The organism is Motiliproteus sp. MSK22-1 (assembly GCF_001968815.1).
GTDB lineage: Bacteria > Pseudomonadota > Gammaproteobacteria > Pseudomonadales > Balneatricaceae > Motiliproteus.
Map to the genome: position 1 here is coordinate 521,800 of NZ_MIEQ01000044.1, position 14,086 is coordinate 535,885.

The following is a 14,086-nucleotide window of genomic DNA, read 5'->3' on the forward strand; positions in this document are numbered from 1 at the left end:
CCTTAGTCATACGTAATACTTGTACGCATCATACACTGAAATATTCTGTATCACTGTTACCAGGGAGCCTGCAAATGATATCCATTCTGTTTTCGACAACGCAGGATTCGAAAGCGCTTTTTTCGCAGACTACCTCAGTACCTCAAAACGTTCCCAAAGATCATACATTCCCAAAATGCTGTTAGCTAGACTGAGATCAATTGGAATCTCTGGTCATTACAATTCATCTGTTTTGGTACTGGCAAGGCGCGCGAACTTGCGCCAGAATAGGAACTGTCGGGCCGCCCGTCTAAGTCGTGTATCCAAAGGACATCTACATGTTTATTAAGATCAAGAAAAACTGCGGTATTTTAATGGAACACAATGGCATGGAAACCGGTATGGTTATTCCGGTCACCAGCCATTTTTTGCTCAACCTGAATGAAGTCGCAGAAATCTCTTTCTATACTATTAAAGAAGATAAAGTCCGTGAAAATATCGAGCACGGGCCTATTACCATCCCTAAAAGCACTCGCGTAATTCATCTAACTATGAGCTACAGATATTCCAGCTATCAGGAGGATTTACCCGGTCTCAGCAATCGTATGGTTAACCAACGCGCTCATTACAAGCTCTTCTTCCTACCGGAATGCCCTGGCGAATATGAAGTCCTGCGAACTCATATAGAACGGCAGGTCTGCAATATCTAATCAAGTCAGGCTCAGTGATTACAAGACGGCTGGTAGCATTCGGATTTTCCGTGCTGCCGGCCTGAATGCAGAGCAGACCTGAAACTCATTCAGTGCGTTTCTAATCTTTCTGAATAGCTGATAGCGGTGAAAGATACTGATACCCCAGTGAATCCGCTACTCCTGGATGAGTAATAGAGCCATGGTATACATTTAAACCCTGTCTTAGAGGTTCGTTCGCCAGCAACGCAGCTTCTACCCCTTTATCAGCGAGTTCCAATACAAACGGCAACGTGGCATTGGTTAATGCTAATGTCGAGGTTCGTGCGACAGCACCCGGCATATTGGCAACGCAGTAATGAATCACGCCTTCCTCTATATAGGTGGGATCCGCATGTGTCGTTGCCCGAGTTGTTTCAAAACAACCCCCTTGATCTACCGCAACGTCAACAACAACCGAGCCGGGTTTCATTTTCGTCAGTAACTGGCGATTTACCAGCTTTGGCGCAGCAGCTCCGGGTACCAGTACTGCACCAATGACCAGATCTGCGCTGATAACACTTTCTTCAATGGTATCCACCGTTGCGTACAGCGTTTTTAATCGAGGACCAAAGATTCCGTCCAGCTCCTTCAGTCGATCCAGGCTACGATCCAGAATAGTGACATCAGCCCCTAAACCTAACGCCATACGAGCAGCATTAATACCGACGACACCACCACCAATAACGGTTACCCGTCCAGGATATACCCCGGGCACGCCACCGAGAAGCGTACCGCAACCCCCTTGAGAAATTTCCAGGCAATGAGCTCCCGCCTGTACAGACATACGCCCGGCCACCTCACTCATGGGTGCAAGGAGGGGCAACCGCCCCAGAGCATCAGTAACCGTTTCATAGGCAATCGCTGTACAGTTGCTTGATAACAGACCCTTTGCTTGCTTGGGGTCCGGAGCGAGATGCAAATAGGTAAACAGGCAGTGGTTGCTTGTTAATAATTGATATTCTTCAACCTGAGGCTCTTTAACCTTGACGATCATTTCAGCCCAATCAAACAACTCCTCCACCACCGTTTCAACCTCTGCTCCGGCATTTAGATAGAGATCGTTGGAGAAGCCGATGATTGCACCGCAATCCACTCCGACCTTCACCTGATGCCCGTGGCTAACCAACTCTCGAACACCAGCAGGGGTCATACCAACTCGGTATTCATGGTTTTTTATTTCCTTGGGGATTGAGATGCGCATTTTGTCTCCACCTATCCTTTTCCAATATGAATAAGTGTAGGAAAAGACAACGAGCTTGCCAGTAGATGCAGAAAAACAGCTTAATGGAATAGCAATCTGGGCCAGAAAATGCGCGACGTAGCGGAACTCTCCAGAAACAGCTCAGCCAGAAGGTCAATCAAAAAAGCTGAATCTGCTTCCCTGTCAGCTCCGCAAATGAACAGTTAACAAAGGGTAGTACACCGTCTGCAACCGGTTCCATCTGCTTTTCCAGATAATGGTCATAGTCTATAACCGACTGCTGGTAATCAACCGGCTCAGGCCCACTGAGCGTCAACAGATAAGCGATTGAACTGCCCCGCTTATAAAGCGGCGGCAAGTTCTGTTGTGAACGGATTTTCTCTGCCTTGCGTGCAGCTTGCACATGCGGAGGCTGGTTTTTGGTATAGGCTTCCAACGGTTGCCGTAAGCGCTTTCGGTAAACAAGTAGTGAGTCAAGATCCCCAGCCAGCATGCTCTGAACCAGATCCTTGACATATTGCTGATAACTCTCACCAGCGAAAATACGCCGGTACAACTCCCGTTGAAATTGACGCGCAAGCGGAGTCCAATCACTGCGAACCGATTCCAATCCCTTAAAAATAAGTTTTTTCTCCCCCCCTTCATCCTCAATCATCCCGGCATAACGTTTTTTACTGCCTTTCTCCGATCCACGAATCGTTGGCATTAAAAACCGATGGTAGTGAGTTTCATATTCGATTTCTAAGAAACACTGCAGTCGAAACTCATCCTGCAACCGCTCTCGCCACCAAACATTTAACCTGTCAGCCAATCCCCGTCCCAATTGATCTGCATCTCCCGGCTTGCAGTTCTGATTAAGCCACACAAATAAGGAATCAGTATCTCCGTAGATAACGGTATAACCACATTGCTGAATAAAATCCCGGCTTTCCGTCAGTATTTGATGTCCTCTCAGCGTAATAGAGCTGGATAATCGTTGATCAAAAAAACGACACAGATTAGAGCCCAAAACACCATAAAAAGAATTCATTATGATTTTAATGGCCTGAGATAAAGAGCTGTTGGATTCGGCTTTAGCCAAATCACGCTGAACCCAGAGCTGCTCCAGCAACCCTGGCAGAATATGCTGGTCGCGGTGATATTGGGCTTGAAGAAAACCTGCTACCCGCTGTTGTTCATCCTCACAGGCAAGGCCTTTTACCAGCCCCATAGGATCTATTTTGAAAGTACGGATGATACTCGGATACAGGCTTTTGAAATCCAGCACCAAAACATGATCATAAAGTCCTGGTAATGAATCCATAACATAACCGCCAGGACTGCCCAACCCTCCTTCCCCAGAAGCGTAAACCGGTGCAACAAAACCGTGGCGGTGTAAACGAGGTAAATAGAGATTGTCGAAAGCGGCCGCTGATCCGCCCACTTTGTCCAAAGGAAGACCGGTCATCCGTGAACGAGCAACCAGATATCGGATTAGCCCTGCTTTCTCAAAAATCTCCAGAACCAAACGACAGTCTTCCAGGTTATAGCGCGCCAGAGCCTGCTTGTCCTCGCGGAATAGTCGAGTAATCTCCTCACCACGATTATCAACATGATCGATATCCTTACCCCGTCCTAACATCTCACGAGCGACATTATCCAACGCGTAGCTCTCAAAATGATAGGTCGCTCCCTTAAGACAGTCGATACCATCAATAACCGCCCGGCCAGGCAACGAAGCAAAGGTAAAATTAGTGTTAGTGTCACGCAAATGAAGCTTTGAAGCTTTTCTCCCCAAGATTAACGGTATACCCAGTGACTCCGATTTTTTCTGTAGAAAACGCAAATCAAAGTTAATAACATTCCACCCAACCAATAAATCCGGATCAAATGCCCTCACTGCGGCAATAAACGCCTGCAGTAGTTGTCGTTCATCCTGATAGTATTTGAGCCAGGTTTTTTCATCTCCCTCACCTCGCATCAATACCAGTTCAAAGTTATGACTCTTTGATCTGTCCTTATCAGCCACGACCTGCCCGGCCATTCCAATCGAGTAGAGTTCCTGACCTCGCATACTGGTTTCAATATCAAAAGAGAGTACTTTCAGATTCGGCGTACAGTCGATAGTCCGGCAACGAGCGTTATGAAAATGCCTCACCCCAAAGCGTGAATGGCCTGCTCCCTCAAGCTGGATACCCCCATTGATGAAGCGCTCCATCAGAAAGCGCTCGGTTGGTCGAATATCTTCCTCAAAACAATCTATTGACGCGGCCTGTATGCGCTTTATCGCTTCACGATATTCGCCGATATCTTTAAAGTACAAGGCTTCAATTGCAGAAAAATCCAGCGATCTTAACGCCACAGCCCCATAACGCCAGCTCCGTAATCCCGTTAACAATTCTCTGACAGTAGACACATCCGAGTGGCGAATAAAAAAGACAGCTTCCTGGGAGTCAACGGTGTAAAGCACAGGACCACTGTCACTATGAAGCCAGAACTGCAACTCCAGTCCGTCTTTCTTCTGATGATAATGCTGGGTCAGCACGAAGCCATCTAAGGTCTGCATTAGCAACAGCTCTGGCGTATAGGAATAGTAAAAAAATGCGGGACTGCTTAGCCAGAAGCAACAGGAGTTTGGCAGGCAAAGGGAGAAACAACCTTCACCTGAGGAAACGTCTGTTCAATCACTGCTTGCTGCCCTGCCTCGAATAAAACCTTTATATTGGGGCCTGCATCCATGGTGAAATAAACGCATACACCGCTTTCTCTCAGCTGCCAAATACGCTGCATGGTAGCCACTGACTCCGGTTGCCAGTAAAGCAATGGTGGCCAGGAAGCGATCATGGTTGCATGCATCGAAAGGGCATTCTGCTCAGCCGTTTGCCCAAGTATCTCAAAATTCCGGTCGCGGATGGCCTGCTTTAATTTTTCCAAATCGGCGCAGGCCTGCAGTGGCCAGCTTTGATAGAGATGGGCCGTTTCCAATGTCCGTTGCATACCGCTTCTGGAGCCGACTGTTTTTTCAGCTTCAGTCAGAGTCAGCAATCCTATTCGAAACTCGGGCCAGGACTCTTCAAAAGGGACGGCATGACTGTCCATACCATCTTCCCGAACCCCCATTTGCCACTCAACAAATCCGTCAAAAATCGATCGCGAAGCGCTACCACTCCCCATCCGCGCAAAAGCCGACTGTATTGCGGGATCAAGATCAAAGCCATAAAGCTGATTGATCGCTTTGGTCAAGGCAGCAAAGCCAGACGCAGAGGAGGCTAAGCCTGCAGCAGTGGGAATACTGTTATGGGTATCGACCTGCAAACGAGCAGCTTTGGAAGAACGAAATAAATCCAGGAATTCAACAATCTTTGTCGCAAATGAACTGCTCCCGTTCACAACCTTGCCATTGAGACGGATTTTATCTTTCTTACCTTCAATGGGAGTCAAGCGGGTACGAGTCCCCAAATCTGCCAAACTAACGGAAAGACTTGGATTAATCGGAAGATTCAGCTCACGATCACGTTTACCCCAATACTTGCACAAGGCAATATTGCTGGCCGCAAAAGCCTCTGCCTGATCATCGGGGGTGGGAGTATTAGCAGGAAGAAAACGTTTAATAACCTGTGATTTATCCATACTCTTACCTCTTCCTCCTAATGTAGACAACTATAAAGCTCAAAACAGGCCACTTAATATTCACCCAATCACATCGACCAACACACCATCGGAATCAACCTGAACGGGAATTTGCTCATAGGGTATATCAAGCTGTTGAAGTTCCCCCAGGCTAATCACACAATCTCCCAAGCCTGAACCCGAGATTTTCGCACCATAAACCCCGTCAGATTCCCGTAACCGATAAATAATATCGGCCAGTTTTCGATCATTAACTCCAAGGCTATCCATCAGCCCCTGATAGTAGTTCATCAGCTGCCCCAGCAACGGCCAATCCTGCGATCTGGCTGCAACCACTGCTTGCTGCGTCACCTTTCCCATTAACCGGTACAGCTGCCCATACAGCTCAGGAAAACGCCGATCTTCACTTTCTACCCTGGCTAACACCTCGGGTGTCGGCGTTTTATAACCACAATAGAATAGTGCTATTTGAGGAACACAGGCAAGAGGGGTAATTTCTACCGGCTCTACCCGATAGGCAATAAGAGCGCCATAGGTAGAAGCCGCTATATCAGTACCCGAACCTCGTCCCTGCACCGACAGCATCGCGGCAAGTGAACGTTCAAATACCGCTTGTTTATCTACTGCACCCCGTAACCAATGATCAATCGCTGCCGTTATAGCGACGGTAACAGCAGCAGATGAGCCGAGCCCGACTTGGTGAGAAAACTCAGACTCAATCACTAGAGAGAGCCCACTGGGTAACTGATCAGCAACGTCTCTGACTGCCTGTAGGGCAAACCGCAGTTCAGTATTATCTTTAATAGAGTCCAGTGAGTCCTGATAATCGCCCAGCACCGACGTTATTTGCAGCTCCCTCTGCTCGATAGGTTTAAGTGTGACAAAAATACGCTGTTCTACCGCACAGGCAATTGCAAGTTCGCCTTTTAGAACGGAATGCTCACCCATCAACATCAACGTACCAGGGGCAGAAGCCTTAATAATCATCATTTGCTCCATCACAACTTAGGTCATCAACCGAGTCCGCATTCTGTACCCATGCGCCCAGGCAATCCACCTTTAAAGGTTGTAATGCCAGATGGCTCAGGCTGGATTCAGATAATTGAGGATGATAAACCAGAATCAGGCCAGCCTGATCACCAGCCACAGCACCGGCACCACTGACTTTAGCAGCTCCGCCTGCTTGCTCAATGTCAGCGACCAGCTGCTGTATCGGATCTGGTACCACACCAATCCGACATAACAGCCGATGATTTAGACGTATCTGCTTAATCAGTTGGCCTTGGTTCATTTCTCTTAAGGCAGTGGCCATTTTCCCGGTAATCTGTGAGAACTCATCCCAAATATCACTGCCTGCAAAGTTCTTTCTGACCTGTTCGACACCAACACCGGTTGTAACTGCAGGCTTGCCACTGTCAAGCAGGAACCACCCATCGCCAAACTCCAGCGATCGCGGATCGATAACACCATCGGAAAAATGAATCAGCCCACCATAGCAACAGACAGCAGGATCTATCCCGCTACTACGACCATGCTGCAAACGCTCAGCATGGTGAGTCAGTTGATATAACCGCTGTTGTGTCAGCTCGACCCCAATCAGTTTTGCCACGCCAATAAGCATAGCGGCAACGGTTGCAGCGGAGGAGCCCATACCCGACCCTACCGGAATGTCAGATCGCAACTGAAGCAGGATTCCTGGACAGTGATTAAGAGAAAGATCTTTGATTAATGCGGCAATGGCAAAGAGATATAGGTCATCCGTACCGACAAGCACTTCGGTAATGGGACAGTTTCCCAGGAGAAACCGTTGATACCGGGACTCTGCGTCTTCGGCACGCTTAATCACCTCAGGCCAGTTGTAGCGAAAACAACGGTCTAAATCCGTGAGCTGAAGAACCAGCTCAGCCGATTCAATACTCTGCACCCTGGCTTGAGCATAGCAGTTAACAGCCAGCGCCAGTGCTGGAGCCCCGTAGACAACGGAGTGCTCACCACTTAAAATCGCTTTGGCTGGAGCTTGCGCCACAACAGACAAATCAGGTCTTGTCGATATTAAACTACGAGCCACTATCTACAGGCCATTATTTACTGACCACTACCCACGGACAGAATATATTCGCTTATGTTGATTAATGCCCTCTAAGCGAAACTGCCCTTTGGTCTGTTCAGGAAAATGATGCTCATCACCATCTGTCGGATATTCAAAGTTGTATAGTTCCAGGTACTCGGGATAACTCAACTCGGTACGCTGATCAAGCAACTGTCGATGCTGCTCCCGATGCAGAAACTGCTGATAACCAGGCATAACTGTGCCGGTATAAAACTCTGCAACACAACCGGACCCATAACTGAAAAACGCCACTCTCTTGCCCGACAGATCTTCTTCAGCATTATCCAGCAGCGATACCAGACCTATATACATCGAGGCAGTATAGCTGTTACCGATGATACGATTGTAGTGCAAGCTGGGGTCGATTTTTGCGCTGAGTTGCTCCGCTGAACATTCACTTTTGGTATAGCGAGCGAGCTGAGATTGTGACTTCTCTGCCATTCGAGTGAATGGTAAGTGATAACAAAAGTAATCCATCTGCTCAAATTCAGCACCGGATACTTCTTGATAGTGTTGCCACGCTTGCTTTAGGGATTTCAGGTAAATTTTGGTTGAGTATTTTCCATCAACCAGCGCCGTTGAACGATAGTTTGGCCGCCAAAAATCCATGACATCTTCGGTGTAGTGCCCCGATTCAGGGTGTATTTCCAACAAGCGAGGGTTAGCGCTAATCAAAATAGCAGCAGCACCACAGCCCTGGGTAGCTTCTCCGGACGAATTTAAATCGTAACGCGCAATATCCGAAGCTACAACAAGCACTTTCTTCTCTGGATCACGAGCCACCAAAGCACAAGCCATCTGAATCGCAGCGGTTGCGCTATAACAAGCCTGTTTCAGCTCCACCACACGGCAACGGTTAGATAAACCAAGCAGACGATGGACGTATACTCCCGCTGCCTTCGATTGATCAATGCCGGTTTCAGTGGCAAACATCAATGTACTTATACTGTCTTTCTCAATCGACTCAAGCAGTGGCAATGCAGCATTTGCAGCCATAGTGACAACATCTTCATCAGCAGCAACAATGCCCATCTTCTCCTGGCCAATACCCAGGTAGAATTTCTCTTCATCAATGTTGTGTACGTCAGCGAGGCTCTTCAGATCGAGGTAAAAGTTCGACGTATAGAAACTAATATCATCAATACCAACAGACATACTTTCAAATGGTCCTTATTGCTCTCTCAAGAGTAGCGCATCATTCAGGCGCAAACCCTCGATATTCGAAACTCCCAGCAAGAACATAGCAGTTACAAACTCTTGCTTGAGCTGTTCAATAACCTCAATCACAGCTTCCGGTGATTCCATGGCAGGCTTAAGAAATGGTGCTGCCAGACCGCAAAGCGAGCCGCCGAGTATAACAGATTTCACCATGTCGATGCCCGTCCTGATTCCCCCACTAGCAATAAAAACTGCATTTTCCATATGGGATCTAGCCATCTTCAATGCCAAAGGCGTAGGCATCCCCCAATCCTGGAACCTTAGACCTAGTTCAAGACCATTGTCAGCAGGATTACGATGATGCTCAATGCGACTCCAGGATGTCCCCCCTGATCCTGCCAGATCAAAATACCTGATACCCTGAGCCATCCCCAGACTAATATCCTCAGGAGAAAGACCGGCACCCACTTCTTTCAGAATAACCGGCACACTGAGTTCGTTTGCCACTTCCGCAATACGTTCAGCCAAATTCGAAAAATCGGTATCGCCTTCAGGCTGAACAGCCTCCTGTAAAGGATTAAGGTGGAGAAAAAGCGCATCAGCCCCTACTTGGTTAACTGCAGCCTGACATTCCTTTACACCAAATCCACAGTTGAGCTGAACGGCTCCCAGATTCGCCATCAACAGCGTGGTCGGCGCCTGTTTTCTCAAATCGAAACTGTCAGCGGCCTCGGGATGGGTAAACATTACCCGTTGTGATCCAACGCCCATCGCAACACCGGTCGCCTCAGCGGCCAAAGAAAGGTTGCGATTAATACGGCGAAGCACCTCATGATCACCCCCAGTCATTGATGAGATAAGCAGAGGAAAACCAAGTTTCTTTCCTAAAAATTCACAACTGGGGTCAACATTTGACAGGGATATCTGTGGTAAAGCCCGGTGTCTGAGCCGTATCTGATCAAAGTAATATTGATGGCGATCAGTTTCGCTGTCATTTTCAATAACACGAATATGCTCTACCTTGCGGCTATTAGTCGGATCAGACATCAGCGTTCAAGCTTCAAGTGGGATTCCATCAGCTCTCCAGGATTAGTCTGGGCAGCCAACAGAGATAATTCACCGCAAAGCACTGTCGCTCCGCAGATAACAGCTAAACGACGGGCATTATCCCCCGCTTCTCTATTCTCTTTGCAACCGAGCATACGAAGGTTATCTTCCACAAAAGCCAATCCTTTTCCATTACCTACCGTACCCATAATCAAATTCGGCAGGGTCGCGGAAAAGTAGAGATCACCATCACGCACTTCGGCGTGAACAACCCCTTGAGAGCCTTCAATAATATTCGCAGCGTCCTGTCCCGTGGCCATGTAAAATGCAAGCAGCATATTGGCATAGTGGGCATTGGCGCTACGCAACCCTCCAGCAATCAGGGTACCAATCAGATTCTTTTTGATATTCAGATCAACCACTTTTTCAGGTGTGGTTTTAAGTCGGCGCCGACAAAGATCCCGGGGAATAATAACTTCCGTGACGACATATTTTCCACGACCAAGAATACCGTTAACCGCCGTCGCTTTTTTATCAGAACAATAATTGGCTGAAATCGATGAATAGCGAAGCTGTGGATACTGCTGCAAAATCCATGGGAATAACCGATCTGCCGCATGGGTGACCATATTGTGACCCGATGCATCCCCTGTAGTGAACTCCAGCCGCAGATAGATAAGGTTAGCCACAATCTGACTGTTTATATCTATCAGTTTAGCGAAACGACTGGAACCGGAAACCACTTCATTCATTTCCGGAAGCCGGGATTTAATACTGTTGAGCGCAGTCAACGCCTCTGTCGCATTATCCGCTTCCAGTAAGATCGAGCGGCTCATTCGCTCATCGACAAGAGTGGCCCTGATGCCACCGGCCAGCTTAGTCACCCGGGCGCCACGCCCGACAGAAGGCCATAGAGGGGACTCGTAGGTCGCTAATGGCACCATGACTTCATCGTTAACAACGTCACCCACTATTTTTAGCGGACCGACATTACGCATAGGAACCGGAGCAGTGGTAATTTTATGTGCTTTCATCAAACTCGCATACTGGAACAACGGAAAATATTGGTCTAACTGTTGTTAAAACTCTGATGCTAAAATCGGCTTCGATTTTTAGCATACTTGCCTAATTGCTGACAAAAGCTTTCCCGACCAATGCAGGGACGGAACAGCCCCGCTTCAAAATACTCACCAAAGTATCGAGCGGAGCAGTAACTAAATAAAGCAACTATTGTGCGCGTACGTTCTGCTAAAATGCAGGCAGCCGCGATTGTAGCTGTGGCCTAAAGCGAATGCAATCTCAGCTCGGACCAACCCTGCGCCCAAAGACGTTAACAGGCATGACCTAGATCTATTCCGGTGGGTTTTGATTGCTTTGCAACCGGTATCCATGCTGATGAACTGTTTGAATTTCATAGCCGGTACCTGAGAGCATCAGAGCCTTCCTTAGACGACTGATATGCATATCCACAGTACGAGTATTGACGTCTTGATTAACTCCCCATACTTCCGAAAGCAAACGATGCCGGGATAAAAGCTGGTTCTGGTGACGAAACAGGAAATCCGCCAGCCTGAAATCCTTTCCGGTCAACGATACGGGCTCTCCATCGCGAGTAATAATCAATTGCTGGTGATCTACGACAAATGGACCGTAGGTCTGCACCTCAGCTCTGGATTCCTCATCAACAATGGCGAAACGACGAATCAAAACATGAATACGGGAAACCAGCTCTTCGGGCTTAAGTGGCTTGACTATATAGTCATCCGCTCCATGGGCCAGAGCAAGTACAATTTCTTCCTCACAATCCGGTTCACTGATAAACAACAGAGGAATTCGCCGATCGTTATTAAGGACTCCAGCCTCTATTTCTTCAAAGCAAGCAGCCGTTTGGCAGCGAAAATCCACCAACAATAAATCATACCCCTGCTGTCTGATACAGGCCATAAACTCAGGCAAATTTGAACAGCAGGTATAACGGTGACCCGCTTCTTCAAGCCAGTCCATCAACGACTCAGCCAGGACTCGCCCTGGTTCTAAGATAGCTATATGCAGCACACTATCTCCTTTAAATCTAACACCCCGCATCAACACGCTGATAAATATATCAGCTAGCAATAACAAGGCTGTAACAATACATCAACCCCATCCATACTTACGAAAAGCTAAGCATCAACTGTCTGGCAAAGCATCAGTTCATCCTTGAACTCCAATATCTATAATTTTTGACAGCTATAAACATAATCATTTACACACATAGATGCCCGTAAGCATAGAACAGGCGCCACCCCCAATCACATTCTTACAGAAACTATGACCCGTAGACAGCTGTATGGTTCGGTGAATTCACTATATCACACCCCACGGGCTGTGATGCCGTAAAAAACACTGATGACCGGCAAATATGATTGAAAATACGACTAAAGAGATTGAAAGGATTTAGCTATTAAGAGGCTTTACAGGGACAGGCACTGGCAATCATGTCGGTACCTGTAACAACGCATAGATAGCTGCAGATTCCAACAGCAGTTCTTAATTACCGGGTGACAACTCCGGCAATCATCAACTTTCCAGCGACCGGTATTAACTGTTTTTAGAGATCAATTCAGCCCGTCGCTCACTAAGTACACGATATCGTTCCTGCTGCTTACTATTCAGCGCACCGATACTCATTTTCAGCAGTCTGTCATTACAGAGTGACAACACTTCAGGAGCACGATCGGGCTCCTGACGGATAATTTCATGGGCCGCCTGCACCATGTTTAGTAAAATACTCGGGCTGTTATCCAAGGCATGCAGGGCTTTGTCAAAACAGCAGAAAGCTTCATAAAACTGTCCCTTACGGTACAGACCCATACCTTTCAGGTTATTTTTCCCCCACTCTGTTTCGGTATACACCCTGCGATTAAATTCTGATTTGAATGCTTCAACCGTCTGGAGCATCGAAGTTCCTTCAACGCCCTCTATCAGATTGTCCAATTCTTCCGCCTGCTGATCTTGACTCAGAGTCTTATAGACTTCAAAAGCATGCTTAGCCGCTGAATTGGCGCGGGCAATATCTCCAGAACGTTTGTAGGTTTCGGAGGTCATTAAGCGCGATCTGAAACGGATGTGATCATCATCCAGGTATTCTTCAGCCACGTCTTCGAGTGTTCGAACGGCTTCTTGTTGAGCACTGGAAGACAGTTCACTGCCATCGCTGGTCAGACGGGTCTGCAGGCAACGGGCCAATCCAAAATAATTGTTCTGGTGCTGGTGACAGGAGTGCTTGGCATATTTGACGGCCTCTCTGAATGCTCCGATGGCCACTTCCCAGCTGCTGTTTTCACTGGCAACATTACCAAGGCCCGATTGAATCAATGGCGCCGTAGGCATCACTCTGGCGGCTTTCTCCAGAAGCTCCTGAGCATCCTTGTTTTTACCAACCCCCCGATAAACTTTCGATAACCAGTCGTAGGCTTCAATACTGACCGGATTCGACTCCAGTACTCTATTAAAGTGGGCAAGAGCCTCTCCATAAAATCCCTGATTGAGATCACAGATTCCCATCCCCAGATATGACCAGTCCAAATTTCGGTCTTCAGCTACACGCCTAAAGTGCTTTCTGGCCTCATCGTAGTTTTTCATATCCAGCAGCAGACGGCCTTTAAGGCGATCAAGGTAAACTTCCAAAGAAGCATATTTGGCAATCAACTTACGGATCAGCAACAGCGCCTTTTCATAATCTCCTTGGTCAACCACCGATTCAACCGGATAAACCGCTCGCTTTAACTTAACCAGCTTTTCCATTCGTAGCCGCAGTTTTTCCGGATCAACGGGCTTGCTGATAAAACTGTCAGCAGCAAACTCTATAGAATCTTTAGGAAGGGATTGCGTGGATTCCGAAGTGATTAGCAAAAATGCACTGGTAGCAGGTTTTAAGCCTTCTCTGACAGCCTCTTCAATGACCTGCAGACCTCCTTTTTCATTATCTCCCAGCTTTGACTCAATAATGCAAAAGTCATAAGGGCGAATTCGAAGCATGTTAAGAGACATATTGGCGGAAGAGGCCACACTGATGTCTGTCGACCCAAGGGAAGAGAATAACGCTCGCAAGGTGCCCAGCTCATCCAACTTCTTGGCTACGATTAAAACCGACTTACCAGCTAAAATTTCACTCATTCTGATTTACTTAGAGATCCTACCACTTATTTTGTACGAATTAAGGTCTCAACATACTGACAATAGACAAAAAAAGCCCGGAGGTGAATGCCT

The 14,086-nt window shown here is 47.5% G+C and carries 11 protein-coding genes; 1 reads left to right on the forward strand and 10 read right to left on the reverse strand.

Going from position 1 to position 14,086, the window contains the following annotated elements; genetic code table 11:
- Positions 1-317: 317 nt before the first annotated feature.
- Positions 318-689 (forward strand): hypothetical protein, encoded by a 372-nt coding sequence (locus BGP75_RS12960; RefSeq protein WP_076719051.1) that lies wholly within the window; start codon positions 318-320, stop codon positions 687-689.
- Between the two features lie 100 nt (positions 690-789).
- Here BGP75_RS12960 and ald read toward each other — a convergent pair whose 3' ends face one another.
- From ald to BGP75_RS13010, 10 genes are all read right to left on the reverse strand, one after another.
- Positions 790-1,911, reverse strand: a complete 1,122-nt coding sequence (gene ald, locus BGP75_RS12965) for an alanine dehydrogenase (protein ID WP_076719054.1) — start codon at positions 1,909-1,911, stop codon at positions 790-792.
- Between the two features lie 157 nt (positions 1,912-2,068).
- A complete protein-coding gene (locus tag BGP75_RS12970) occupies positions 2,069-4,456 on the reverse strand; it encodes a DNA polymerase II (protein WP_076719057.1) in 2,388 nt (795 codons plus the stop codon).
- A 47-nt stretch (positions 4,457-4,503) separates the two neighbouring features.
- Positions 4,504-5,520 carry a diphosphomevalonate decarboxylase gene (gene mvaD / locus BGP75_RS12975; protein WP_076719060.1) on the reverse strand — a complete coding sequence of 339 codons (1,017 nt, stop codon included), beginning with the start codon at positions 5,518-5,520 and terminating at the stop codon, positions 4,504-4,506.
- Between the two features lie 60 nt (positions 5,521-5,580).
- The gene (gene mvk / locus BGP75_RS12980) at positions 5,581-6,510 is read right to left on the reverse strand and encodes a mevalonate kinase (RefSeq protein WP_143821048.1); all 930 of its coding nucleotides are present in this window, start codon (positions 6,508-6,510) and stop codon (positions 5,581-5,583) included.
- Positions 6,497-7,588, reverse strand: a complete 1,092-nt coding sequence (locus BGP75_RS12985; protein WP_143821049.1) for a mevalonate kinase — start codon at positions 7,586-7,588, stop codon at positions 6,497-6,499. The genes mvk and BGP75_RS12985 overlap by 14 nt, the downstream gene beginning before the upstream one ends.
- 27 nt (positions 7,589-7,615) lie before the next feature.
- Positions 7,616-8,785, reverse strand: a complete 1,170-nt coding sequence (locus BGP75_RS12990) for a hydroxymethylglutaryl-CoA synthase (RefSeq protein ID WP_076719069.1) — start codon at positions 8,783-8,785, stop codon at positions 7,616-7,618.
- Positions 8,786-8,800: 15 nt separating this feature from the next.
- The gene (gene fni, locus BGP75_RS12995; RefSeq protein WP_076719072.1) at positions 8,801-9,835 is read right to left on the reverse strand and encodes a type 2 isopentenyl-diphosphate Delta-isomerase; all 1,035 of its coding nucleotides are present in this window, start codon (positions 9,833-9,835) and stop codon (positions 8,801-8,803) included.
- Positions 9,835-10,869 carry a hydroxymethylglutaryl-CoA reductase gene (locus BGP75_RS13000; RefSeq protein ID WP_076719075.1) on the reverse strand — a complete coding sequence of 345 codons (1,035 nt, stop codon included), beginning with the start codon at positions 10,867-10,869 and terminating at the stop codon, positions 9,835-9,837. The genes fni and BGP75_RS13000 overlap by 1 nt, the downstream gene beginning before the upstream one ends.
- Before the next feature lie 316 nt (positions 10,870-11,185).
- On the reverse strand, positions 11,186-11,890 hold the full coding sequence (locus BGP75_RS13005; protein WP_158070109.1) for a response regulator transcription factor: 705 nt from the start codon (positions 11,888-11,890) through the stop codon (positions 11,186-11,188).
- Positions 11,891-12,415: 525 nt separating this feature from the next.
- Complete coding sequence (locus BGP75_RS13010; protein ID WP_076719078.1) at positions 12,416-13,993, reverse strand: tetratricopeptide repeat protein; 1,578 nt, start codon at positions 13,991-13,993, stop codon at positions 12,416-12,418.
- Positions 13,994-14,086 lie beyond the last annotated feature (93 nt).

What these genes read in the sequence shown, in the direction of transcription:
- BGP75_RS12960 (WP_076719051.1), top strand. Translation starts at nt 318, where the DNA reads ATGTTTATTAAGATCAAGAAAAACTGCGGTATTTTAATGGAACACAAT.
- ald (WP_076719054.1), bottom strand. Translation starts at nt 1,911, where the DNA reads ATGCGCATCTCAATCCCCAAGGAAATAAAAAACCATGAATACCGAGTT.
- BGP75_RS12970 (WP_076719057.1), bottom strand. Translation starts at nt 4,456, where the DNA reads ATGCAGACCTTAGATGGCTTCGTGCTGACCCAGCATTATCATCAGAAG.
- mvaD (WP_076719060.1), bottom strand. Translation starts at nt 5,520, where the DNA reads ATGGATAAATCACAGGTTATTAAACGTTTTCTTCCTGCTAATACTCCC.
- mvk (WP_143821048.1), bottom strand. Translation starts at nt 6,510, where the DNA reads ATGATGATTATTAAGGCTTCTGCCCCTGGTACGTTGATGTTGATGGGT.
- BGP75_RS12990 (WP_076719069.1), bottom strand. Translation starts at nt 8,785, where the DNA reads ATGTCTGTTGGTATTGATGATATTAGTTTCTATACGTCGAACTTTTAC.
- fni (WP_076719072.1), bottom strand. Translation starts at nt 9,835, where the DNA reads ATGTCTGATCCGACTAATAGCCGCAAGGTAGAGCATATTCGTGTTATT.
- BGP75_RS13000 (WP_076719075.1), bottom strand. Translation starts at nt 10,869, where the DNA reads ATGAAAGCACATAAAATTACCACTGCTCCGGTTCCTATGCGTAATGTC.
- BGP75_RS13010 (WP_076719078.1), bottom strand. Translation starts at nt 13,993, where the DNA reads ATGAGTGAAATTTTAGCTGGTAAGTCGGTTTTAATCGTAGCCAAGAAG.